This window comes from Rhodococcus sp. KRD162 (assembly GCF_017168335.1).
GTDB lineage: Bacteria > Actinomycetota > Actinomycetes > Mycobacteriales > Mycobacteriaceae > Rhodococcoides.
On the sequence record NZ_JABFAU010000003.1, the window covers coordinates 492,644 to 516,209 of the forward strand.

Sequence of the window (23,566 nt, forward strand, 5' to 3'; positions counted from 1 at the left end):
ACTTCCCGATGCTGGTCGATCTGTACGAGCAGGGCCGGTTGCCGCTCGAGAAGTTCGTCACCGAACGGATCGGTCTCGGGGACGTCGAGGCAGCGTTCGAGAAGATGCATCAGGGCACCGTGCTGCGGTCGGTGGTGATCGTATGAGCGGGGCGGTTCGAGTGCAGAACGTCGTCACCTCCGGCACCTTCAGCCTCGACGGCGGCACCTGGGACGTCGACAACAACATCTGGTTGATCGGTGACGACGAGGAGGTCGTGATCGTCGATGCCGCGCACACCGCCGCGCCGATCATCGAGGCGGTCGCGGGTCGGCGGGTGAAGGCGATCGTCTGTACCCACGGTCACAACGATCACGTCACGGTCGCCCCGGAGTTGTCGGCGGCGCTGGAGGCTCCGATTCTGTTGCATCCGGCCGACGACGTGTTGTGGGATCAGACCCATCCCGGCGTGAAGCATGGTGTGTTGGAGGATGAACAGCGCATCACGGTGGCTGGAACGGACATCGTCGCGTTGCACACACCTGGGCATTCGCCGGGGTCGACGTGTCTGTATCTGCCCGAGGTGGGGGAGTTGTTCTCCGGGGACACTCTGTTCTCCGGTGGCCCGGGTGCCACCGGACGCTCGTATTCGGATTTCCCGACCATCATCGGGTCCATTCGGGACCGCTTGTTCGCGTTGCCCGCCGAGACCCGCGTCAACACCGGGCACGGGAACCGGACACGAATCGGCGACGAGTCACCACACCTCGAGGAATGGATCGCCCGCGGCAACTGAGGTGCGACACCGACGCCTCGTGCCTGCCGCATCGGAGAGCATCCGAGTGAGACAGTGATGGGGACGCCGACGCACTCGCGGCGGCGTCCCCACCACCTACGAAAGAGACGCCTGTGAGCCCCGCCACACGAACACCCCGCCTGGCCATCGCTGCAACGTCGGCGGCAATCGGTGTGCTCGCGCTGGTGGGATGCAGCTCCACGGTCACCGGCACACCCGAGCCGAGCGCGGGCGGCACCACCACCTCCCAGTCGGATGTGGATCTGAACACCCTGCTGATCGACCCGTCGAGCTTTCCGGCCCCGTACGACGCCCTGGTACTGCCTCAGCAGGCAATCTCGCAGGCCGCACCCGATCTGAGCGGAATACCTGCCGGTGCTCAGGTCAGTCCAGCCGGATGCAAGCCTGCCGATCAGGATTTCAGCCCCGAGGGCACCGCCATGATCGTCGGCACGGACAACGACAGCCGATCCACCATCTCCATCGAACTGACCGCTGTCGACGAACCGCTCTCTGCCCGCAAGAAGCAGCTCGAACAGTGCGGTGAGGTCACGGCAACCAAATCCGGGGCCACCTCCACGGTGACCTCCACCCTGACCCCGCCGCCGCCGATCGGTGCGGACGAGACCTTGGCCGTCCGACAGACGGTGGCCTCCGGAGCCGGCGGCGACGCAGTCACCCAGTCGATGTTGACGCTGATGGCGCAGATCGACGACATACGGGTGTCGGCCACGTTCATGTCGTTCGGCTCCGAGACACCGGACACGGCGACACTCGATGAGCTGTTCACTTCGGCCGTGCAGAAGGTAAAACAGGGGTAACTGCGCCCTAGCAGAGGGCGGCGACACTGTCCCGCCGTCTGTGCCCTCGACAGCGCAGTTGCTCCACAGCAGGATCGGTTCTCCACAGCGGACTGCGAAAGCCCAGCTCACCTCGTGTTCGGTGCCGTCCGGGCCGTCAGGATTCTCGGCATGCAGACACCGACCAACTCTCACGGCAACTTCGACTCTCGACATCGCATACACCTCGGCGACGCAGCCGAGCTGATGGCAGGGATACCGGCAATGCTCGGGTTCCATCCTCATCGGTCGATGGTGCTCATCGCGGTCAAGGACGGCGGCGCGACCGTCGGACCCACGATGCGTCACGACCTGGTGCTCGCCGGCGAGCACCTCGACCGGCGCGCGGCCGACGGGTCCCGGGCAACCCAGGAGATGCTCGACGTCATCGGCTACCTGGCCGGCTACTGCGCGGCGGAGAACATCCCCGCGGTCATGGCGGTGTTCGTCGACGACCGGCTCGATCCGGTAGCCCGCGGCCCGCACCTGCTCGATGTCGAGGCTCTGGTGAGTGAACTCGTCGGCACGCTGAACACGCTCGGCGTGCAGCTTTTCGCTGCGCTCGCGGCACCCGAGATCGCCGACGCTGCGCCGTGGTGGTCATTGTGTGGACCGCGGCGTCACGGTCTGATGTCCGACCCTGCGTCCTCACCGCTGACAGTCGCCCGCGTGCTCGACGGATATTCGGTGCGCAGATGCCGAGGCGAGCTGGCCGCAACCATCGCGCCAGGGCCCGAGAGCACGGTGCTGGCAGTGGCCACCGAAATCGCCCGACGTGAGCGCGGCACCACGAGGTCCCGCGCAGACGAGTTGAGCTCCGTGCTGGCCTATCTTGCGCGGGCACCGTACGACACCGAGCTCGAGCCCGCCGACCTCGCCCGGATCGCGATCGCGATCGGTCACGTTCACATCCGAGATGCACTGCTCGCCTTGACGCTTGGCGACGACGCCGGCTACGTCGAAGAATTCTGGGCGAACGTCTGCCGCGTCCTTCCCCGCCGTGAACGGGCGATCGCGGCAACGCTCGTCGCGTTCAGCGCGTATGTCCGCGGGGACGGGCCGATGGCCCGCATCGCGATCGATGCGGCCCTCGACGCGGACGGCACGCATAGATTGGCGCAGTTGTTGGACAGATCGCTCACTGCCGGTGCCGGCCCCGAACTCGTTCGCGAAGTCGCCGAGAGCGGGTTCGCGTGCGCACGGGACTGCGGCGTTCGCTTACCCGGCGATCCGTTCGGTCGACGATGACGACCGAACCGGCACGATCAGCGCGCCGCGTGGGACCGATCGCCCAGACCGCGCAGGAAATCCCATGCGTCGGCCACGATGCGATCGAGATCGGTTCGCTGTGGTGCCCATTTCAGCTCCTCGACCGCACGCGCACTGGATGCGATGAGGACAGCCGGATCGCCGGCCCGACGGGGGGCGTGCTCGGCGGATATGGGTAGCCCGGTGACCCGCTCACAGGACGAGATGACCTGCTGCACGGAGAAGCCGGTGCCGCTGCCGAGGTTGTAGATGGTGTGCTCACCTGCTCTGGCTGCGTCGACGGCAAGGATGTGGGCCTCGGCGAGGTCGGCGACGTGGATGTAGTCCCGCACGGCCGTACCGTCCTCGGTGGGCCAGTCGGTGCCGAAGACCGAGATCTTCTCTCGCTGCCCGAGTGCGACCTGCAACACCAGGGGAATCAGATGGGTCTCGACGACGCGGTTCTCTCCGAAGCCGTTGTAGGCACCGGCGACGTTGAAGTACCGCAAGCTGGTGGCCGCCAGACCGTACGCCGCCGCATACGAGGTGATCGCATGATCAATGGCGAGCTTGGTGGCCCCGTACGGATTGGTGGGACGGGTCGGTGCATCTTCGGTGATGGGCGTCGTCTCGGGTTCACCGTAGGTGGCGGCGGTCGAGGAGAACACCAGCTTCGGGGTGCCGGACGCGCGGATCGCATCGAGCAGGGCCAGGGAGGTGACCACGTTGCCGCTCCAGTACTTGTCGGGCGCGACCACCGATTCGCCGACGAGAGACTGCGCCGCGAAATGCAGAACGGCGTCGAACCCGCCGCCGATCAGAACCTCGGCGGCAACGTTCTTGATGTCACCGTCGATGAACGTGGCACCACTGGGGACGGCGTCCCGGTTTCCGGTGGACAGGTTGTCCACGACAACGACATCGTGGCCGCGCTCGACGAGCACGGCCGCGCAGACGCTGCCCACGTAACCGGCACCACCGGTGACCAGAAGCTTCACAGTTCGTTCTCCCTCACCCGCGCCGATGCCGTTGTGGGTGGGAGGTTCACACCTTCTTCACCTGTACGGCGTGCGCCATTTCGTCGGATATGTCGACACCGCTGTGTCCGGGCACCGTGATCGTCACCGACCCGGGCTTGGACTCGACTGTAACCCGAGCATCGGGAACCACGCCTGCCTCGCGAAGCTGAGCGATCACCTCGGGATCGGACTGAACGTGCTCGGCGAGACGACGGACGACGACCGCAGTCGGCTCGCCGACCGGTACATCGGTGAGGCGGATGAGCGCTTCCGGTGCCAGGGTCGACTGACCGAGACCCAGCTCGGCCAACCCGGGAATCGGATTGCCGTAGGGCGACGTGGTCGGGTTGTTCAGCACTGCGACCAGACGACGCTCGACCTCCTCGCTCATCACGTGCTCCCAGCGGCACGCCTCGGCGTGCACGTCTTCCCAACGCAGACCGATGATGTCCACCAGTAGACGTTCGGCCAAACGATGCTTGCGCATGACGGCAACGGCCAGGCTGCGGCCCTTCTCCGTCAGTTCGAGGTGCCGATCGCCGGCAACCGACAACAGACCGTCCCGCTCCATCCGCGCGACTGTCTGGCTGACGGTGGGACCGCTTTGTTCCAGCCGCTCGGCGATCCGCGCGCGGAGCGGAATCACGCCCTCTTCTTCCAAGTCGTAGATCGTCCGGAGATACATCTCCGTGGTGTCGACCAGATCCTTCACACTCAACCCCTTCGTCGGGCTCGATCCTACCGTCAGCACCCCGACATCGGCGCTGCACCCAGGAGCAGCGGGCGCGGCGCACCACAACGGAGTGCATCGTTTCCCGTGGCGTCTCACAAGCGAACGAAGGGCACAACACCGGAACCCGGCCACACCGTCCCGCGCGGCAACGTAGTTTTGACCACATGGCTGATCAGGCGACACGCGCCGCCGAGCACATTCCGACCCGCCCCGAGGACATCGTCGTGTGGAGCGCGGACTATCTGGGATATCGGTGGAGCGACGAGCACCCGATGAACCCCACCCGACTCGATCTGACGATGGCCCTGGCCACCGATCTCGGTGTCCTCGAGGGCATCGAACTCGTCGAGCCGTCGGCCGCCCCGGATTCGGAGCTGCTTCGATTTCACACTCCCGCATACATCGAGGCCGTCAAGCGGGCACCGTCACAGGGACCGGCATTGCGCGACCCCGGTGATGTCGTCCACGGCCTCGGTTCCGACGACAATCCGGTGTTTCCGCAGATGCACGAAGCGAGCGCCATGCTCGCCGGGGGATCGCTGGCGGCGGCCCGCGAAATCGCCTCGGGACGGGCCCGCCGTGCGGTGAGTATCGGTGGCGGCATGCATCACGCGATGGCCGACTGGGCCTCGGGCTTCTGTGTCTACAACGATGCGGCGATCGCCATCTCGTGGTTGCTGGACAACGGCTTCGACAGAATCGCCTACATCGACGTCGACGCGCACCACGGGGACGGCGTGCAGGCGGCTTTTCTCGGCGACCCGAGAGTGCTCACCGTCTCGTTGCATCAACACCCAGCGACGCTGTGGCCGAATACCGGATGGTCGAGCGAAGTGGGAGCCGAGCGGGGTGAGGGAACCTCGATCAACGTTCCGCTGCTGCCGGGCACCGCAGATCGGTTGTGGTTGCGTGCGTTCCACGCGATCGTGCCGGGTGCGATCTCGGCGTTCGGGCCGCAGATCATCGTCAGCCAATGCGGTGTCGACAGCCACAGAGAAGATCCGCTCGCAGATCTCGCGCTGACCGTCGACGGCCAGAACGCCGCATTCCTGGCCATGCGTGATCTGGCGGACAGATACTCCGAAGGTCGGTGGTTGGCCGTCGGCGGTGGAGGATACGGCTTGGTGCGGGTCGTGCCACGGGCCTGGACGTACCTGATCGCCGCCGCGCTCGGCCGCACGGTCGATCCGACGTCCGCGCTGCCGGACGCGTGGCGCGAGCGCGTGCGGACAATGGCTCCGAGCGTCGACCTGCCGCAGACCATGGGTGACGGGGGAGACGTCGACTATCCGGCCTGGGACGGGCCCGGTGGATCTCTCACCGGAGCCGACGGCGCGGATCGGGCTCTCGAACGCGTCGACTCGGCGATCATCGCCACCCGTCGGGCAGTGTTTCCGCTGCTCGGGCTCGATCCGGAGGACCCGCGTGACTGATCCGACCGACACCCCCTCGGCCGAGGAGCCGACCGTCGCGGCATCGGACCCGAGCGAGAAAGACCTGAGCGAGAAGGACCCGAGCGAGAACGAACCGAGCGAGAAGGACCTGGCCAGAGAGCGTGCGGAAACGTCGTTTCCGCGGCACTGGGTGGCCGATGTTCTCACCTCCGACGGCGGGGTGGTGCACCTGCGACCGATCGTCCCCTCGGACGCCGAGCGCATCATCGCCTTCCACGGGCGGCTGTCCGAGCGGACGAGGTATCTGCGCTATTTCGGTCCGTATCCCACGATGCCCCAGCGGGACGTACTGAACTTCACCACCGTCGATCACCACGACCGCGTCGCGTTCGTTGCAGTGCTCGGCGACGACATCATCGCCGTCGGACGCTACGAACGTCTGCCCGAGGGTGAGGGCAATTCCGCCGAGGTCGCCTTCGTCGTCGCGGACGCGCATCAGGGCCGCGGCCTCGGTCCGATTCTGCTCGAGCATCTCGCAGGAGCCGCCGCCGAGAACGGTGTCGACATGTTCGTGGCCGAGGTCCTCGCCGAGAACCGCAACATGGTCACGGTCTTCCGGGAAGCGGGATACCAGGTGAGTCGGTCGTTCGAGGGCGGCGTCCTGCGGTTGGAGTTCGCCATCGACCCGAGCGAAGCGTTGCTCTCGGTGCGCAATTCGCGTGAGCGCGCCGCTGAAGCCCGCAGCGTGCGCAACGTGCTCAGCCCCCGTTCGGTGGCGGTCATCGGTGCGTCGACGGACAGCTCGAAGGTGGGCAACGCCGTGCTCGCCAATCTGTTGGCCGGCGACTTCACCGGCCCCGTGTATCCGGTCAACGCCGACCACAGGTCGGTGCGCGGAGTCCGCGCCTACGCCACGGTGCACGACATCCCCGATCCGGTCGATCTCGCCATTGCAGCGGTTCCGGCCGATGCCATCGACGCGGTGCTCGACGATTGTCTGGACAAGGGTGTCAAGGCACTGCTGGTGGTGTCGGGTGGATTCGGCGAGACCGGTCCTGCGGGCCAGGAGAGCGAACGCAGGCTGGTACTGGCAGCAAGGGCGCACGGCATGCGCTTGATCGGGCCCAACGCATTGGGAGTGGCGAACACCGACCCCGAGTTCGGGCTCAATGCCACCCTCGCTCCGCATCTGCCGACGCCAGGAAACGTCGGATTCTTCTGTCAATCCGGCGCTCTCGGCATCGCCATCCTGGACGAGGCGGCCAACCGAAGGCTGGGTCTGTCCACGTTCGTCTCGGCCGGTAACCGTGCCGATGTGTCCGGCAACGATCTGCTGCAGTACTGGGACTCGGACCCGGCAACGGAGGTGATCCTGCTGTACCTGGAGAGCTTCGGTAATCCCAGGAAGTTCACCAGGATCGCCCGCCGGGTGGCGCGTAGCAAGCCCATCATCGCGGTCAAGAGCGGCCGCGGAGCCGTCCCGCCCGCACACGCGATCGGTGCCGATATCGACGACTCGATCGTGCGTGCACTGTTTGCACAGGCCGGGGTCATCCAGGTCGAGACCATCTCGGAACTGTTCGACTGCGCGGTCCTGTTCGGAAATCAGCCGCTACCGGCCGGACCGAGGGTTGCCGTCGTGGGAAACTCGACGGCGCTCGGCGTCCTGGCCGTCGACGCCGCTCGGGCCAAGGGCCTGCATGCGAGCAGCCCGATCGACGTCGGTCCGCAGGCAGGCCCGGAGGATTTCGCCGCTGCTGTGTCCTCGGCGTTGGCAGCGTCGGACATCGATGCCGTCATCGTCGTGTTCGTGCCGCCGGTGGCGGTCGAGGTGGAGCCGTTCGCGGCGGCGCTGGGCAATGCAGTCCGTGGGTCCGACAAGCCGGTGCTGTCGACCTTCCTTGCCACCGAGGGCATCCCCGACGTGCTGGCGGTGCGAGGTCCGGGCGGTAACCCGGTTCGCGGTTCGGTGCCCTCGTACTCGAGCCCGGAGCGGGCAGTCGCGGCTCTGGCCGCGGCGTGGCGCTACTCGGCGTGGCGATCGCGGCCGGTGTCGAACCTGGTGCGACCCAAGAGCGTCGACTCCGAACGCGCCAAGCAACTCGTCGACCGTTGGCTGCCGACGGGTAGCCCAGGACGATGGCTCTCGGACTTCGAAACTGCTGAGCTGCTCGCCTGTTACGGCCTCGACGTCGTGCCGTTTCACACCGTGACGGACGAGGACGAGGCCGTCGCCGCGGCGGACGAACTGGGCTACCCGGTGGCAGTGAAAGCGACGGGGGAGCGATGGCGGCACCGACCGGATCTCGGCGGGGTCCGACTCGACATCGCCGACGCCTCCGCGGTGCGGATGGCGTATCGCAACCTGGCAGCCGACTCGGGCGAGCCGATATTGCACGTCCAGCGCATGGCGATCAAGGGAATCGGCTGCGCCGTGCGGGTGCAGGACGACCCATCGTTCGGCTCACTCATCTCGTTCGGCCTGGCCGGTGTCATCTCGGATCTGCTGGGCGACCGCGCGTATCGGGTACTTCCACTCACCGAGGACGAAGCTGCACAGTTGATCGATGCGCCGAAGGCCGCCCCACTACTGTCCGGATATCGCAATGCGGTACCCGTCAACAAAAACGCACTCATCGATGTCGTTCAGCGCATATCCGTTCTCGCAGAAGATGTTCCGGACATTCGAGAAATTTCCTGCGAGCCGATCCTTGCCTCCGCCGACGGTGCCGAGATCACCGACGCTCGGGTGCGCATCGGACCCGAACCGACCAAGGCCGATCTCGGCCCGCGTCGACTCCGCTGAACAGGCAACCGACAAGGTCCGAAAAAAGCGGCAGCCGAACCGACGTCCGCGAGGGGGAGGGAACGTCGGCTCGGCTACCGCATGTGGTGGCGCTAACAGGAATGGTCACCGTTGCCCCACCTGTCGGTGGGTGCGCTCAGCTCGCGTACGAGCGAAGCTTCTCGGCGCGATCGCCTTGGCGAAGCTTGACCATGACCTCGCGTTCGATCTGGCGAACCCGCTCGCGAGAAAGCCCGAAGAGCTTTCCGATCTGATCGAGAGTGCGTGGCTGGCCGTCGTCCAGACCGTACCGAAGGCGAATGACCTGCTGCTCGCGCTCGTCGAGAGTGCCGAGGACGACACGCACGTCGCTGTGCAGCAACCCGGCGATGACGGCATTTTCGGCGGAGGTCGCCTCCGAGTCCTCGATGAAGTCGCCGAGGGGAGCCTCCTCGTCGCTGCCTACCGGCATGTCCAAGCTCACCGGATCGCGGCTGTGATCGAGCAGATCCGCGATCTTGTCCACCGCGATACCCGACTCGTTCGACAGTTCCTCGTCGGTGGCCTCGCGCCCGAGCTGCTGATGCAGCTCACGCTTGATTCTTGCCAGCTTGTTGACCTGTTCGACCAGATGGACAGGGAGCCGGATGGTGCGGCTCTGGTCTGCCATGCCACGGGTGATGGCCTGGCGGATCCACCAGGTGGCGTATGTCGAGAACTTGAATCCCTTGGCGTAGTCGAACTTCTCCATCGCGCGAATCAGACCCAGGTTGCCTTCCTGGATGAGGTCGAGGAGCGGCATACCGCGACCGGTGTAGCGCTTGGCCAGGGAAACGACCAGTCGAAGGTTCGCCTCGAGGAGGTGGCTCCGTGCGGCACTGCCGTCACGAACGATGATGGCCAGGTTGCGCTTCTTCACCGCGCTCAGACGCTTGGTGTTCTCGAGAACCTGCTTGGCGTACAGACCAGCCTCGATCCGCTTGGCCAGATCGACCTCTTCCGCGGCCGTCAGCAAGGCCGTGCGGCCGATGCCGTTGAGGTACACCCGAACGAGATCGGCTGCTGGGCTCTGGGCGTCCAGATCGGCATCGGTGGGCCGTGGACGAATCGTGGTGCTGGGGCTGGTCATGACTTGCCTCCTGGTCGGTGGTGTCTCACAGGGTTCAACGCTCGGGAGACTCCGATAAGTTCCCACGCCGATCCTTCTGATACCCGCTTGACCAGGGACTACGTCAGGTGCGTCCTGAGAAGTTGCTGAGAAGTGAGACCGCTCGGAACTGCGCTGCGCGTGGGCACCCGGCCCGCACTCATCGAACGGGCCGAACCAGGCCGTGTCGCACGAGTCCCTGCATCATCGGAACCGCGTGCGCAGCTAATTCGTCGGCGTCTTCGCCGTGTGCGGCAGCGAGCAACTCGACCAATTCACCGACCGGCAGACCGTCGGGTCGGAGCCCCGCCAGCAGCGCCGCACCGAGTTCGTCGATCTCGTGCTGCCACTGCGGCCCGTTGCCACGATGCACTCGCACCGCCACCGGAGACCAGCCCTCGGCACCGGGAAGGTAGACCCGTTCGAGCGCGGTGTCCGGATCGAGAGTCAACACCGAATCGAGGACGTCGTGCTCGCGCAGCCAGTCCAGTCGTGCGAAGTACTCCAGCGGTTCGTTGCCCAACGGGTCGGAGAACCCGTGCGTGAGTTCCTCGGCCAGAAGGTCGGTGGGCAGCTCGGTCTTCCGGAGGTAGACGAAGCCGAAGCCGATTCCCTCCACGTCCGCGGCAGCGAAATGATCGAGCCAGGACTGGGCCACCGGGGCCGCGTCGGGATCGCGGGGGTCGAGTCCGCCGTCGCGCATCCACGTGCCCACGTAGAGGGCCGGATCGGCGACGTCTCGCTCGACGACCCAGGCATCGACCCCGTGTTCGGGGAGCCAGGACGCGACCCGAGCGCGCCAATCCTCGCCCCGAATGTGAACCCAGGACGCCAGAATCGCCGCTGTACCGCCCGGCGTCAGGTACTGCGGAGCCTGCCCGATCATCAGCGCGCTGGCCCCATCGAGATCGAGACCCGAATCTCGGTAGGAGTGCCGTACTTCGGCGCGGCCGACGACGAACGGCGGGTTGGCCACGACCCGATCGAACGTGCGCCCGGCCACCGGCTCGAACCAGGAACCGTGCAGCAACTCGACATCGAGGTTGTTGAGTGCCATCGTTGCGGCCGCGAGATCCATCGACCGAGGACTGATGTCGGTTGCGGTCACCCGATCGGCGTAGCCACAGGCGTGGACAGCCTGCACACCGCAGCCGGTACCGACGTCGAGAACGCTCGAGACCGGGGACGTGGGAGTGCCGCGAAGCAGCGACAGTGAGGCCTGCCCGACGCCGAGCACGTGGTCGGCAGCAGTGTCCGCCACGCGCATGCTGCCATCGGGATCCGAGACGATCCACCGAGTTCCGTGTCCGGCGTCGAGAGGGCGAATGTCGAGCAGCGTCCGCACCGTCGACCCGGTGCGAACAACGATGCCCGCGGCGATGGCATCGGTGACGCTCAGTGGTGCGATGGCCTCGGCGACCTCGGCCTCCGGACAATCGTCGACGAGCAGAAACAAGCGCACCAGAACTCCCAGTGCACCCGAACCCCGGCTGGCGTTGCGGACCGGCACCGGCTCACTGCGCCCCAGCGCGGCGTGCGCGTCGTCGCCGAGCAGCCTCAGGACGCCGTCGGCGTCGTAGCCGTTCGCCTCGAAGGCGAGCCGGAGCCGGGAACAGGCGGCAACGAGAGACGAGGAGCAATCATGCGAAGTCACCGGCCCAGTCTCGCACCGAGGAATATCGAAGTGTCAGTCGTCGCCCGGTTCGATCACCCGGTGGTCCCTCGACTCCAGTTGCGGCGCGTCCACGGTGCGGTTGTCGTAGCGGCTCATCTCGTCCTTGGTTCGCGGTGGCCGATCGTTGGCGATCAACACCGCCATCCACGGCAGCGGTATGGACACACCGACGATCGCCATGGAGATCCACGGATTCATCCACATCCCGTACGCGATGGCGGCCAACACCAACGCCGGAATGCGGAACGACATGATGAACATGTACTTGCGTACCCGCTTTTTGTGCTGCTCCTCGACCGACTGCTGTGCCTCGGTGATCAGGACCGGCCCATCCGGCGAGTCGCGATACGCGCTGCCGTCGAACCCTGGGGTTCTCGTCATACCTCCACTGTGGCACTACCGCCCACGGAATGCATACGACGGGCTGTGGAACCGGTTGGCACCTGCTGTGAATTCACGGATTAATCTGTGTTCATGAGCACTCAGACGAAGGACCGTCCCGATATCGCTCCGGACGAGACCACCGACGACGACCGACCGAAGTTCTTCCACTACGTGAAGAAGAACAAGATCGCCGAGAGCGCAGTGATGGGTACGCATGTGGTCGCACTGTGTGGAGAGGTGTTTCCCGTCACCAAGTCCGCCAAGCCCGGCTCTCCGGTGTGCCCCGATTGCAAGAAGATCTACGAGGGCTTGAAGAAGGGCGACTGATACTCCCGGCTCATCCGAGGCCTCGGTCGGTGGTCGGCTCGGGTCGATCCGGCCGGATTCGATCTCCGGGCAGTTTCATCGGACCCGTGGCCAGCCGTCGGGCCATAGCCGTCATCGGTCCCGACGGCTTGTCGTCGGCGGCGGTCTGCGCCGCGATCCACTCGCGCATCTGTTCCATTCGGGTGGCACGGGCCGGCCAGAACTCCTGAATGGTGGCGTTGAACTCCGCTCCCAGCACGATCGCGAAGCCGAGGAAGAACGTGAACAGCAGAAAAGCGATGGGCGTCGCCAGTGCGCCGTAGGTGTACCCGGTGCTCGTCACCCAGGTCAGGTAGCGGCGCAGCACCGCACTGGCGATCATGAAGAACACGCCCGCCAACAGTGCCCCGCCGAGCAGTCGGTGCCACGGCAGCGAGGTGTGCAGAGCCAGCTTGTACAACGTCGTCAAGCCGATGATCAGCAGCAGACCGACGGCCGGGTAGTAGAAGAAGTCGACCAACTCGCTGCCGACATCGAGCCACGAATCGGGCAGGATCTGCTGCACGTACACCGGACCGAGGGCGACGAGCGGAAGCACGAAGACCGCGATGACCAGGAATCCGACATAGAGCAGCAGCGCGAAGAACCTCTGCCAGATCGGATTTCGCGCGTCCGCCTGTCCATGTGCTTCGACGATCGAGTCGACGAACGTCGAGATCGCCGACGATCCCGCCCAGAGTGACAGCAGAAAGCCGACGGACACGATCTCTCCGCTGCCCTGTGCGAGGACATCCTTGACCGTCGGCGCGATGATCTGCTCGACCACGCTGCCGCTGAACAGGGTGTTGCTGAACGTGATGATCTTGGACTCGATGATCTCGACGGTGTTGGGTCCGAACCATCCGCCGACGAATCCGAGACTGCCGAGCACACCGAGAAGCAGCGGCGGCAACGACAGCGTCTGCCAGAACGCTGCGGTGGCGGCCTTGCTGAAGATCGAGTCGTCCCAGGCCTTGCTCAGGGTGCGCAAAGTCACTTTCCACACCAGATGTATCGGCTTTCGCGCCGACAATCGTTCCGGTGTCGGAGTTACGGCTGCAGACTCGCTCATGGTTCCTCCAGCATTCCTGACGAAAGGGGACTTCGCTAACCACCGACGCGCCGTGTTGCGTCCGACTCACCCCAGCGATGCGTGATCGGTCGGTGCGGAGCGTTAGGCTCCTCGGCGGACACTGCAGGGCTACCGAGAGCGCGAGGAACTACATCGATGCCAGGAACCGGCGGCCAGTGAGCGCTGACATGTTCGATCCCACACCACCGTCCACCGAGCAGGTGGCTGCTCCTGTGAGCGGGGCTCCGCTGCGTGCGTGGCAGCGGCGCGCGCTGACGAAGTACCTCGTCGCGTCGCCGAAGGATTTCCTCGCCGTCGCGACACCGGGCGCAGGTAAGACGACGTTCGCTCTGCGCGTTGCCGCTGAGTTGCTCGCCCATCGGACGGTCGATCAGGTCACCGTGGTCGCGCCCACCGAGCACCTCAAGCATCAGTGGGCCGAATCCGCGGCCCGGGTCGGGATCGCTCTGGATTCTCGGTTCTCCAACTCGACCGGCCAGACGTCGAGCGATTACCACGGCGTGGTGGTGACCTACGCCCAGATCGCCTCCCATCCGTTCAAGCATCGGGTGCGCACGGAAGCGCGCAAGACCCTCGTGATCCTCGACGAGATCCATCACGGCGGGGACGCGAAGAGCTGGGGCGAGGGGATCAGGGAGGCCTTCGGTGACGCCACTCGCCGTCTGGCATTGACCGGTACTCCGTTCCGCAGTGACGACAGCCCCATTCCGTTCGTCAACTACGAACCCGATCAGGACGGGGCGATGCGGTCCAAGGCCGATCACTCGTACGGGTATTCCGACGCGTTGGCCGACGGGGTCGTTCGACCGGTCGTCTTCCTCGCGTACTCGGGTGAGGCGCGTTGGCGGGACAGTGCGGGCGAGGAGTACACCGCACGACTCGGTGAGCCGCTCAACGCGGAACAGACAGCGAGAGCGTGGCGCACGGCTCTCGACCCGCAGGGCGACTGGATGCCCGCGGTGCTGTTGGCCGCCAACACGCGGCTGGCGCAGCTGCGCGCGGGTGGGATGCCGGACGCGGGCGGCCTGGTGATCGCGACCGACCAGACGGTCGCTCGCGCGTACGCGAAGCTGCTCGAGGTGATCACCGGCGAGACGCCTGCCATCGTGCTGTCGGACGATCCCACGTCCTCGGCCCGCATCGCGGCCTTCGCAGGTGGCGACCAACGCTGGATGGTCGCCGTGCGGATGGTGTCCGAGGGCGTCGACGTTCCGCGTCTGGCTGTTGGCGTCTACGCGACCAGCGCGTCGACACCGCTGTACTTCGCGCAGGCGATCGGTCGATTCGTGCGATCGCGTCGCCCGGGCGAGACGGCGAGCGTGTTTCTGCCGTCGGTGCCGGTGTTGCTCGATCTCGCCTCGCAGCTCGAAGCGCAACGTGATCACATTCTCGGTAAGCCGCATCGGGAGAAGGACGGTTTCGACGACGAGCTGCTCGCCGATGCGAACAAGCAGAAGGACGAACCCGGCGAAGAAGAGAAGGCATACACCTCGCTCGGCGCGGACGCCGAACTCGACCAGGTGATCTACGACGGTTCCTCCTTCGGTACCGCGACGTTCTCCGGTAGCGACGAGGAGGCCGACTACTTGGGTCTGCCCGGGCTGCTCGATGCCACCCAGATGCGGGATCTGCTGCGGCAGCGGCAGCAGGAGCAGATCGACAAGCCCGCGGCGACTCCCGCCGTCCCGGTACCTCCGGTCGTGAGCGAGAGGGCCACCAGTGCGGGCCAGTTGGCCAGCCTGCGGCGTGAGCTGAACAGTTTGGTCGCGGTGTACCACCATCGCACCGGGAAGCCGCACGGTGTCATTCACGGCGATCTGCGCCGTATCTGCGGCGGGCCGCCGACAGCTATGGCGTCGGCCGATCAGTTGAGCGAGCGGATCGCGCAGCTGCGAAAAATGTAGAACGCGAAAAATGTAGAACGCAGTAGAGCCAAGAATGACGGACGGTCTCTAAGACCGTCCGTCATTCTTGTCGATATTCGTTCGTCGATTGTGGCGAACCTTGTGTCCCCCGACGTGTCGGTGGGCTACACCGTGGAGTCCGATTCGGTCATCACCGTTGCGTTCACCTCACGCAAGCGGCCTTCGTGCTCGGTGGCGTGGTGACCGCAGAAGAGAAGTTCTCCGCCGGTCGATAGCACGACACGTGCGCGGGCCCCTGCACCGCACCGGTCGCACCGGTCCGCTGCTGTCAACTGTGGGCTGGTCAATGTTCCGGGCATGACTCCTCCGTACTGGCTCGCGGTTTCCCGTTTGCCTGGGGCCGGTCCGCCGCGTCGGTATGGCGCGGTTCGTTCACTCTGTCAGACGTATGGCGGTCACGCGTTGTTCCCGAGGGCGTTTCTTTGTGTTGTCACTAACACGAAACATCCCTCACGAGCTGGAACGCAGCAGAAGCTGTTCGCTGACAGCTGACACAGGCTCCGTGTGCGCCGCGCAGTAAGGTCGCCGATGTGGCTTCGACGACTCCATCTTCGCTGTCCGGCGCGTCGAAGCTGGGCATCCCGTCGCTGTTCGTGATCGGCGCGGTGTGCATGTACGTCGGTGCGGCGATCGGGGTGTTCCTGTTCGACACAGCCCCTCCGGCTGCGGTGGCCTGGCTGCGCGGTTTCGGGGCTGCGCTGGTGTTGCTGGCCTGGCGTCGGCCGTGGCGCGCTCGGGCCGGTGCAGGCGGTGCCTGGACCATGCGTCGGGCGGGCACAGCCGCTGCGTTCGGCGGGGCCACGATCGGTATGAACGTGATGTTCTACGAGGCCATCGCGCGGCTGCCGCTCGGTGCCGCGGTGGCGATCGAATTTCTCGGGCCGATCGCGGTGGCCGCAGCGGGTTCGCGGAAACGTGCGGATGTGTGTGCGCTGCTTCTCGTCGTCTGCGGCGTCGGTGCCATTGCCTCCGCACAGTTCGACGGTGGTGAGGTCGGCCTGGTGGGAATCGCATTCGCGCTCGGCTCCGCAGCGCTGTGGGCTGCCTACATCGTGCTGGGGAAGACCGTGGCGGATGCGGGCAGAGGACTCGACGATATGGCGGCCGGTTTCGCTATCGCCTCGGTGATTCTGGCCGCACCGCTGTTCGGCCCGTTCGCACTGACACACGTCGGAGTCCTGGGTGACTGGAGAATCTGGGTTCTCGGCCTTGGCGTCGGGCTGCTGTCGAGCGTGGTTCCGTACGTTCTCGATCAGTACGTTCTCGTGCGCGTGGGTCGGGCTCGGTTCGCGTTGCTGCTGGCATTGCTTCCTGCGACGGCCACAGTGGTCGGTGCAGTGGTGCTGACCCAGGTTCCGACGAGCCTCGAGGCACTCGGAATCGTGGCCGTCATCGCGGCTGTGGTGGTCACAGGGCTGCCTGATCGACGCGGTCGCGGCTCTGTCGAGATTCCACCGCCCTGACCGGCACGGCACCGGGCAGAATAGGACCGTGACCAGTACACCGGAGGACCTCGTTCACATCTGCACCGCAGGGGAGTGGCTGTCGATGCGCGGGCAGGACCGATACGTGCCCGACTCGTACGAGGAGGTGGGGTTCGTTCACCTGTCCACGCCCCAGCAGGTGCACTTGCCGGCGAACCGGTTGTTCGCGGGCCGAGACGATCTCGTTCTGCTCCGCCTGGATCCCGCTCGACTGGCGGCGCCGGTGCGGTGGGAACCCGGGGTGCCGACCGATCCGCAGTCGATGACGTTCCCACATCTGTACGGGCCGCTGCCGGTCGCAGCCGTCACCGCCGTGCTCGACTACCGGCCCGGGCCGGACGGTGTTTTCGGCGTTCCTCGGATGTGACGGTGTTCGGGCACCAGCGCAACAAGGCCCGCCGATCGCAGTGATCGGCGGGCCTTGTTCGGCGGAGCCTGGTCGGCGAAGCCCGGACACTCAGTCCAGGTAGTCGCGCAGCACCTGAGAGCGAGAGGGGTGACGCAGCTTCGACATCGTCTTGGATTCGATCTGGCGGATCCGCTCGCGGGTGACGCCGTAGACCTGGCCGATTTCGTCGAGAGTGCGGGGCTGTCCGTCGGTGAGGCCGAAGCGTAGGCGCACAACACCCGCTTCGCGCTCGGACAGCGTCTCCAGGACAGACTGCAGCTGATCCTGGAGCAGGGTGAACGACACTGCGTCGACGGCCACGACGGCTTCGGAGTCCTCGATGAAGTCGCCGAGCTGGCTGTCGCCCTCGTCGCCGATGGTCTGGTCGAGGGAAATCGGCTCACGCGCGTACTGCTGGATCTCCAGCACCTTCTCGGGCGTGATGTCCATTTCCTTGGCCAGCTCTTCGGGAGTGGGCTCACGGCCGAGATCCTGAAGCAACTCGCGTTGAATGCGGCCGAGCTTGTTGATGACCTCGACCATGTGCACGGGGATGCGGATCGTGCGGGCCTGGTCGGCCATGGCCCGGGTGATGGCCTGCCGAATCCACCAGGTTGCATACGTGGAGAACTTGTAGCCCTTGGTGTAGTCGAACTTCTCGACCGCACGAATCAGACCGAGGTTGCCTTCCTGGATGAGATCGAGGAAGGCCATGCCGCGACCGGTGTACCGCTTGGCCAGCGACACGACGAGGCGAAGGTTTGCTTCGAGGAGGTGGTTCTTGGCGCGGTTTCCGTCTCGACAGATCCACGTCATGTCGCGGCGCTGCGCCACGGGGAGCTTTTCGCCCTTCTCCGCGGATTCACGCATCTTCTCGACGGCGAACAGGCCCGCTTCGATGCGCTTGGCCAGTTCGACTTCTTCCTCCGCGTTGAGGAGCGCAACCTTGCCGATCTGCTTGAGGTACGCACGGACGGAGTCCGCGGACGCGGTGAGCTCGGCGTCCTTTCGTGCCTGTCGCAGCGCCTCGGATTCCTCTTCGTCCCAGACGAAGTCACCCGAAGCCTTGTCTTCTGCGGTCGGCTCGCTGGTGGGGTCCTCTTCGGTGTCGTCACCGGCAGCAACGACCTCGACGACATCGTTGGCAGCGGCTGCGAGGTCGCCTTCGGAAATGTCGATGTCTTCGATACCGGGTGCGCTGTCTTCTGCGTCGTCCCCGATCGCGGGATCTGCTGCTGTCTTCTTTGCTGCGGCCTTCTTCGCCGGTGCTTTCTTGGCAGCGGCTCGCTTGGCCGGTGCCTTCTTTGCCGGTGCCTTCGCAGCGGGTGCCTTGACAGCAGGTGCAGGTGTCGCAGACTCGGTCTCGGAATCTACGGTCTGACGGATATCGGTGGCTGCCACGTACGCCCTTTCGTGACGAAGTCGTGCGGCGTCACGCCAGAGTTGTTTCCGGCGGAGAGGTCTTCGGATTCGGCCGGCTGCGTACCGGCACACACCATTGTAACGACCTCTCAGGAGTTTGTTACCGACCCTCGTACTACAGAGGTGGCGAGGCAGCGTGTCAGTGTGCTCGTCAGGGGTTGCTCGCGGACTCCGCGGACGGAACTGCGCTGTCTGCGGCCAGCGCCGCCCCGACGATCCCGGCAGTGTTCAGCAGGGTTGCCGGTACGACGGGAGTGCGATTGGTCAGGTGCGGAATCCACTTCTCGCTCTTGCGGCTGATGCCACCCCCGGCGATGAACAGATCCGGCCAGAGCAACGCCTCGAACGTCTCGAGAACCTTCGAGACCTCCTTGGCCCATTCCTTGTAGGACAGATCCTTGTTCTCCTTCACCGACGACGCCGCACGATGCTCGGCCTCCTTGCCGTCGATCTCCATGTGGCCGAACTCGGTGTTGGGTAGAAGAACCCCGTTGTGCAACACTGCCGAGCCGATTCCGGTGCCGAAGGTCAGCAGTACGACGACGCCGTCCTTGCCTTTGCCGCCGCCGTACTTGTCCTCGGCAACTCCGGCCGCGTCCGCATCGTTGAGCACGGTGATGCTCTCGGTCCCGATGGCCTTCGCGAACAGTGCACGCGCATCGGTGTCGATCCAGGACTTGTCGATGTTGGCGGCCGAGCGAGCGACTCCGTTCGTCACCACCGCGGGCAGCGTGATGCCGACCGGACCGGTCCAGTCGAAGTGTTCGACGATCTCCGCCACGGTGCGTGCGACCGCGTCGGGCGTCGAGGGTTGGGGTGTCGCGATCTTGTAGCGATCGCCGACGAGTTCCCCGGTGCTCAGATCGACGATGCCGCCTTTGATGCCGCTGCCGCCGACGTCGACGCCGAATCCGTGTCGAGCTGTTCCGGTGGTGCTGGTGTTGTCCGAACCTGCCTGTGTCATGTGGATGTCGCTCCTGGCCCGATCGAATCAGTGTGATGCCGTTGCCACCGAACAATAGTGCGGATTCTTCGTTCAGGGGACGCCGACACCGACCCGCCGCGCTCGACGCGTCGCAGCGGTGGTGCTCGGCCCTCGGTGTGTGTTGCGATGTACGCGTGCCGAAATCAGACGGATCGCAGAACGCTACCGCCAGTGCAGAATTGCCGGAACCGCAATCGGAGGCGGCGGGCGGGGTGGACAGTGCCCGATCGACCACTCGTGAGGTGGACGTATTGCGTGAGATCGCAGTTCGAGTGGCAACGAACGCCGCCGCGCACGTACGCCTGAGACGACCGCAGGTATTCGGAGGGGGCTCGCACGTCGATGACGGTGCGGTGCAATCCAAGAGCACACCGACCGATCCGGTCACCGTCGTGGACACCGAGACCGAGCGTGTTCTGCGTGAGATGTTGGCGAGGTTACGGCCCGCTGATGCCGTTCTCGGAGAAGAGGAGGGTGCCGAGAACGACTCCCTCGACGGCGTGCGGTGGGTATTGGATCCGATCGACGGGACAGTGAACTTCATGTACGGGATCCCGGCGTATGCGGTCTCCGTCGCCGTTCAGATCGATGGTGTGAGCGTGGCCGGTGCCGTGGTCGATGTTGCCCGTGATCTCGTCTACTCCGCGGCGAAGGGCCGAGGTGCGGTGGTGGAGCGGGCCGACGGCACGCAGGAAATACTGCGGTGCTCGGGTGTCACGGAACTGTCGATGACGTTGCTGGCCACGGGATTCGGTTACGGGGCGCGGCGGCGTGCCGTGCAGGGAGCGATCGTGTCAGAGCTGTTGCCGCAGGTCCGCGACATTCGTCGGATCGGTTCGGCGGCACTCGATCTGTGCATGGTCGCGTCCGGAACCGTGGACGCTCATTTCGAGCACGGCCTCAGTCCGTGGGACTGGGCTGCCGGTGGTTTGATCGCGGCCGAGGCAGGAGCCCTCGTTCGGCTCCCTGCTCCGAACTCGACGAGTGCACAGGGATCGGTGACAGTGGCCATGGCTCCCGGAATCTCGGAGGCCTTCCTCGCGGCACTACGCAGCGCAGGCGCTCTCGATCCGATTCCGGGCTGACCCAGGCCGGCGGATCTCAGCAGCGTGCTTGGCGTGCGGCCGCAAGGAGGTCGGAGTCGAGGGGCTGGGGTGGGGCACCCGGCGCGGTGGCGGCGAGCGTACGCAGTACTTCCTCTGCGTCGTCGCTGGGCTGGATCTCGCTGAAGTACGTCCCGAGCGCGAGGTCGACCGTGTCGTCGGTACGGGAATCTTCGATGAGCTCGGCGCACGGCGCTACCAGCCACACTGCGCTCGCCGCAGCGAGACCGGCCGGACCGAAGCGAATCTGGCCCTGGCACTGCATGTTCTGGTCGACGTAGACCGGATCGTTGCCGACCTGGACGTCCGGTGCACTTGCGAATCCGTAATCACTGAGCTGGGCTGCCACGTGGGCGGCCTGACCACGCTCACCGTTGGCGTTGAACACGCGTACCTTCGATGCCGACAGAGCCGCCGGCTCGACGTCGAGCAGTGTCGTGGGATCGACTTCGTTCCCCAGCGGAGCAGGCTGCGTTCCGTCGGTGGCCGCCGTGGTGGTCGGTGCATTGCATTCGGCGGTGGTCGTGGTGGTTTCGGAGGTGGTGAACACCTTGACCCAGACCAACACGCCCAGCAGGGCGAGCACCGTGAACACCGCGATGATGGGAAATGCGCGGCGGCGACGGAACGGACGACCTCGATCGTCGGCCGAATGGCCTTCGGTGATCAGAGAAACCACAGTTGATCTTCGCCTTTCCGTCGGCAGTCGCCGAGACCGGTCACAGGGTCGGTTCACACCGACGCGGTGACTACTGTAGATGCCCGCGCGCTCGGGCGGCGGCACACAGGGCCGAGCCCTGCTCGACTGCCGTGCCCGGGGCCCGATTCGTTGCTCGAAACCGGCACGTGGGCGAATTCGAGCGGCCACGGAATGAAGCCGGTCTTCCGGGTGTTGATGCGGCGTGCAGGCACCCGGTGGGCTCACCGGCGATTCGTTTTCGACTTTGTCACCGGCTTCGGCTATTGTCTGGCGGCCGCGGTGCTTCGGAAACGGATGCCGATGCACTGTCGATCTGATGAGCGAGGTCCCGAGCGGGTTTCGATCAGCGAGTTCTGGGAACTACCCGGTGTAGTTTCGGGCACCGCGTGACGACAGACGATTTTTGACAGACATGAATATCGGTGGGAGCAAGAAAGAGCCCTCTTCACAGCCGACGGCCACAAGCCGACCCATCGGCAGCCTCCACTACACACACGCACGAAGATGAGGGGTACGAGAACAATGGCAACCGACTACGACGCACCGAGAAGAACAGAATCCGATGATGTGTCGGAGGATTCTCTCGAGGAGCTGAAGGCCCGCCGCAACGAGGCTCAGTCCGCAGTGGTGGATGTGGACGAATCCGACACTGCCGAGTCGTTCGAGCTTCCGGGCGCTGACCTGTCCGGCGAGGAACTTTCGGTTCGGGTGGTCCCCAAGCAAGCGGACGAGTTCACGTGCTCGAGCTGCTTCCTGGTGCATCACCGCAGCCGACTGGCCAGTGACGCAGGCGGCGTACTGATGTGCCGCGACTGCGCGGCTTGATCAGATGAGCACAGACCCGCTTGATCGGGTCTGTGCTGCGGATCTTCGAGGAGCTGGTGGTTCCTCGAAGATCCGCAGAGGCGGTGAAAGCGCAGAAGCGGTGAAAGCACAGAGGTTGTGAAAGCTCAGCGGCCTTCTACGCCATGAGCGGTCAGCACTGCCAGCAACGCCTCGGGGCGTTTGGTGCTGACCAACCAGTACGGTGTCGGGTCGTTCGGATCGTCGAGGACCACGATCACCATCTGCTTCACCCAGGTGCGGTGCTGTACGAAGGCAAGCGGATCGAGTTGCCTGCCCAGCGCCGCACTTTTCGCAGTTGCGGGCACGATTGCTGCCTTGGACGCCACGTCGAGCGGCAGATGGGCTCCACCGACGCGCAACTCGACCCCGGTGGAGTCGGGACCTGCCACGACGTCGACGCGGAGCCTGCTGAAGGCGTACAACGCCCAGGCGAACAACGGAATCAAGACCACGTACGGAAGCCAGGCCCGGACGCCGGGGGCACCCATGTGGACCTCTGCCGCCAGCAGCACCGCCAGCGCGAGGCCGGCCGCCCACCACCAGATGGGCACCCAGAGCCGCTCGGAGTAGAGCACGGAGCCGGAGGGCACCGGCGACCCGACGGGCGGAGTGGAGTCGTCGGACTCCGAGTTGGCATGTTCGGCCTGTCGATCTGCAGTCACGAGTCCCAGGGTAGTCGCCACGTCGAGTCGGGAGTGGGCCAGCGTAGTCTCGTTCGACGTGAGCGACGAAGTCACCGAGACCGGCAACGATGCGTCCACCGATCGGTCCCTGGCACCGATGCAACCCGCATCTGCGTTGTCCGAGGTCCGGGTTCGCCGACTCGATCCCGGGCTACCGGTGCCGACTCGAGCACACGAAGGAGACGCGGGAGTCGATCTGCGGATCACGGCCCCGGTCACGATTGCTCCGGGCGAACGCGTCCTGGTGGGGACCGGTATCGCGCTCGCTCTGCCGTTGGGGACCGTCGGCCTGATACACCCACGTTCGGGCCTGGCCGCGAAATCGGGACTGTCGGTGGTCAACACCCCGGGCACCGTCGACGCCGGCTACCGCGGGGAGATCAAGGTGTGTCTGATCAACCACGATCTGCACACTCCGATCGTCCTCGAGCGCGGCGATCGCGTCGCGCAATTGATCGTGCAAAGGGTGGAATTGGTGACGTTCGTCGAGGTGAACGAACTGGACGAGACCGTACGAGGGGCCGGTGGGCACGGTTCGACCGGCGGCCATGCGAGTCTGAAGCAGTGACTGCCGCTACGAGATTCGCCGGTAT

The 23,566-nt window shown here is 65.5% G+C and carries 23 protein-coding genes and 1 pseudogene; 13 read left to right on the forward strand and 11 right to left on the reverse strand.

Translation table 11 applies throughout. The annotated features are described in order from the left end of the window. The 4 genes and pseudogenes from J1M87_RS04780 to J1M87_RS04795 form a co-directional block, all read left to right on the forward strand. A pseudogene (locus J1M87_RS04780) lies at nucleotides 1-146 on the forward strand (S-(hydroxymethyl)mycothiol dehydrogenase); the annotation flags it as partial. Continuing rightward, entirely contained in the window at nucleotides 143-775 is a 633-nt protein-coding gene (locus tag J1M87_RS04785; protein ID WP_206488279.1) for an MBL fold metallo-hydrolase, read from the forward strand. The pseudogene J1M87_RS04780 and the gene J1M87_RS04785, both read left to right, overlap by 4 nt. 113 nt (nucleotides 776-888) lie before the next feature. Further along, nucleotides 889-1,596, forward strand: coding sequence for a DUF5642 family protein (locus J1M87_RS04790; protein WP_206488281.1), 708 nt, complete (start codon nucleotides 889-891; stop codon nucleotides 1,594-1,596). Nucleotides 1,597-1,746: 150 nt separating this feature from the next. Beyond that, the gene (locus tag J1M87_RS04795; protein WP_206488283.1) at nucleotides 1,747-2,862 is read left to right on the forward strand and encodes a DUF4192 domain-containing protein; all 1,116 of its coding nucleotides are present in this window, start codon (nucleotides 1,747-1,749) and stop codon (nucleotides 2,860-2,862) included. Nucleotides 2,863-2,879: 17 nt separating this feature from the next. Here J1M87_RS04795 and galE read toward each other — a convergent pair whose 3' ends face one another. Both galE and J1M87_RS04805 read right to left on the reverse strand, forming a co-directional pair. Further along, on the reverse strand, nucleotides 2,880-3,860 hold the full coding sequence (galE, locus tag J1M87_RS04800; RefSeq protein ID WP_206488285.1) for a UDP-glucose 4-epimerase GalE: 981 nt from the start codon (nucleotides 3,858-3,860) through the stop codon (nucleotides 2,880-2,882). A 46-nt stretch (nucleotides 3,861-3,906) separates the two neighbouring features. After that, nucleotides 3,907-4,593 carry a metal-dependent transcriptional regulator gene (locus tag J1M87_RS04805; protein WP_206488287.1) on the reverse strand — a complete coding sequence of 229 codons (687 nt, stop codon included), beginning with the start codon at nucleotides 4,591-4,593 and terminating at the stop codon, nucleotides 3,907-3,909. Between the two features lie 185 nt (nucleotides 4,594-4,778). Here J1M87_RS04805 and J1M87_RS04810 point away from each other — a divergent pair, with 185 nt between their 5' ends. After that, entirely contained in the window at nucleotides 4,779-6,047 is a 1,269-nt protein-coding gene (locus J1M87_RS04810) for an acetoin utilization protein AcuC (RefSeq protein WP_206488289.1), read from the forward strand. A gap of 109 nt (nucleotides 6,048-6,156) precedes the next feature. Further along, nucleotides 6,157-8,814, forward strand: coding sequence for a bifunctional GNAT family N-acetyltransferase/acetate--CoA ligase family protein (locus J1M87_RS04815; protein WP_206488770.1), 2,658 nt, complete (start codon nucleotides 6,157-6,159; stop codon nucleotides 8,812-8,814). A gap of 136 nt (nucleotides 8,815-8,950) precedes the next feature. On the opposite strand, the gene J1M87_RS04820 is transcribed toward J1M87_RS04815, so the two are convergent. The 3 genes from J1M87_RS04820 to J1M87_RS04830 all read right to left on the reverse strand — a co-directional run bounded on the left by J1M87_RS04820 (nucleotide 8,951) and on the right by J1M87_RS04830 (nucleotide 11,996). Then, nucleotides 8,951-9,922: a sigma-70 family RNA polymerase sigma factor gene (locus tag J1M87_RS04820; protein WP_206488291.1), complete on the reverse strand. Its 972-nt coding sequence runs from the start codon at nucleotides 9,920-9,922 to the stop codon at nucleotides 8,951-8,953. Between the two features lie 178 nt (nucleotides 9,923-10,100). Then, nucleotides 10,101-11,594, reverse strand: a complete 1,494-nt coding sequence (locus J1M87_RS04825; protein WP_206488293.1) for a class I SAM-dependent methyltransferase — start codon at nucleotides 11,592-11,594, stop codon at nucleotides 10,101-10,103. Between the two features lie 33 nt (nucleotides 11,595-11,627). Then, the gene (locus J1M87_RS04830; RefSeq protein WP_206488295.1) at nucleotides 11,628-11,996 is read right to left on the reverse strand and encodes a DUF3099 domain-containing protein; all 369 of its coding nucleotides are present in this window, start codon (nucleotides 11,994-11,996) and stop codon (nucleotides 11,628-11,630) included. A gap of 93 nt (nucleotides 11,997-12,089) precedes the next feature. Between J1M87_RS04830 and J1M87_RS04835 the strand changes: the two genes are divergently transcribed. Next, on the forward strand, nucleotides 12,090-12,326 hold the full coding sequence (locus tag J1M87_RS04835) for a DUF3039 domain-containing protein (RefSeq protein ID WP_206488297.1): 237 nt from the start codon (nucleotides 12,090-12,092) through the stop codon (nucleotides 12,324-12,326). 10 nt (nucleotides 12,327-12,336) lie between these two features. On the opposite strand, the gene J1M87_RS04840 is transcribed toward J1M87_RS04835, so the two are convergent. Further along, the gene (locus tag J1M87_RS04840; RefSeq protein ID WP_241256322.1) at nucleotides 12,337-13,416 is read right to left on the reverse strand and encodes a YihY/virulence factor BrkB family protein; all 1,080 of its coding nucleotides are present in this window, start codon (nucleotides 13,414-13,416) and stop codon (nucleotides 12,337-12,339) included. 188 nt (nucleotides 13,417-13,604) lie between these two features. On the opposite strand from J1M87_RS04840, the gene J1M87_RS04845 reads away from it, so the two are divergent. Beyond that, on the forward strand, nucleotides 13,605-15,341 hold the full coding sequence (locus J1M87_RS04845; RefSeq protein ID WP_206488772.1) for a DEAD/DEAH box helicase: 1,737 nt from the start codon (nucleotides 13,605-13,607) through the stop codon (nucleotides 15,339-15,341). A 125-nt stretch (nucleotides 15,342-15,466) separates the two neighbouring features. Here J1M87_RS04845 and J1M87_RS04850 read toward each other — a convergent pair whose 3' ends face one another. Then, nucleotides 15,467-15,661: a hypothetical protein gene (locus J1M87_RS04850; RefSeq protein ID WP_206488299.1), complete on the reverse strand. Its 195-nt coding sequence runs from the start codon at nucleotides 15,659-15,661 to the stop codon at nucleotides 15,467-15,469. Nucleotides 15,662-15,892: 231 nt separating this feature from the next. On the opposite strand from J1M87_RS04850, the gene J1M87_RS04855 reads away from it, so the two are divergent. Both J1M87_RS04855 and J1M87_RS04860 read left to right on the forward strand, forming a co-directional pair. Next, a complete protein-coding gene (locus tag J1M87_RS04855; RefSeq protein WP_307830731.1) occupies nucleotides 15,893-16,825 on the forward strand; it encodes an EamA family transporter in 933 nt (310 codons plus the stop codon). Nucleotides 16,826-16,853: 28 nt separating this feature from the next. Continuing rightward, on the forward strand, nucleotides 16,854-17,213 hold the full coding sequence (locus tag J1M87_RS04860) for a DUF952 domain-containing protein (protein ID WP_206488301.1): 360 nt from the start codon (nucleotides 16,854-16,856) through the stop codon (nucleotides 17,211-17,213). Between the two features lie 90 nt (nucleotides 17,214-17,303). Here the strand turns inward: J1M87_RS04860 and J1M87_RS04865 are convergent, their stop codons facing one another. Together J1M87_RS04865 and ppgK are read right to left on the reverse strand one after the other, a co-directional pair. Then, nucleotides 17,304-18,635: an RNA polymerase sigma factor gene (locus J1M87_RS04865; protein WP_206488303.1), complete on the reverse strand. Its 1,332-nt coding sequence runs from the start codon at nucleotides 18,633-18,635 to the stop codon at nucleotides 17,304-17,306. A 172-nt stretch (nucleotides 18,636-18,807) separates the two neighbouring features. After that, nucleotides 18,808-19,620 (reverse strand): polyphosphate--glucose phosphotransferase, encoded by an 813-nt coding sequence (ppgK, locus tag J1M87_RS04870; RefSeq protein ID WP_206488305.1) that lies wholly within the window; start codon nucleotides 19,618-19,620, stop codon nucleotides 18,808-18,810. Between the two features lie 233 nt (nucleotides 19,621-19,853). Between ppgK and J1M87_RS04875 the strand changes: the two genes are divergently transcribed. Further along, complete coding sequence (locus J1M87_RS04875; RefSeq protein WP_374222359.1) at nucleotides 19,854-20,726, forward strand: inositol monophosphatase family protein; 873 nt, start codon at nucleotides 19,854-19,856, stop codon at nucleotides 20,724-20,726. A 16-nt stretch (nucleotides 20,727-20,742) separates the two neighbouring features. On the opposite strand, the gene cei is transcribed toward J1M87_RS04875, so the two are convergent. Beyond that, on the reverse strand, nucleotides 20,743-21,423 hold the full coding sequence (gene cei, locus J1M87_RS04880) for an envelope integrity protein Cei (protein WP_206488307.1): 681 nt from the start codon (nucleotides 21,421-21,423) through the stop codon (nucleotides 20,743-20,745). 543 nt (nucleotides 21,424-21,966) lie between these two features. On the opposite strand from cei, the gene J1M87_RS04885 reads away from it, so the two are divergent. After that, nucleotides 21,967-22,269, forward strand: a complete 303-nt coding sequence (locus J1M87_RS04885; RefSeq protein ID WP_206488309.1) for a DUF4193 domain-containing protein — start codon at nucleotides 21,967-21,969, stop codon at nucleotides 22,267-22,269. Between the two features lie 125 nt (nucleotides 22,270-22,394). On the opposite strand, the gene J1M87_RS04890 is transcribed toward J1M87_RS04885, so the two are convergent. Beyond that, entirely contained in the window at nucleotides 22,395-22,865 is a 471-nt protein-coding gene (locus J1M87_RS04890; protein ID WP_206488775.1) for a DUF3093 domain-containing protein, read from the reverse strand. Nucleotides 22,866-23,070: 205 nt separating this feature from the next. Here J1M87_RS04890 and dut point away from each other — a divergent pair, with 205 nt between their 5' ends. Further along, the gene (gene dut / locus J1M87_RS04895) at nucleotides 23,071-23,541 is read left to right on the forward strand and encodes a dUTP diphosphatase (RefSeq protein WP_206488776.1); all 471 of its coding nucleotides are present in this window, start codon (nucleotides 23,071-23,073) and stop codon (nucleotides 23,539-23,541) included. The last annotated feature ends 25 nt before the right edge of the window (nucleotides 23,542-23,566 follow it).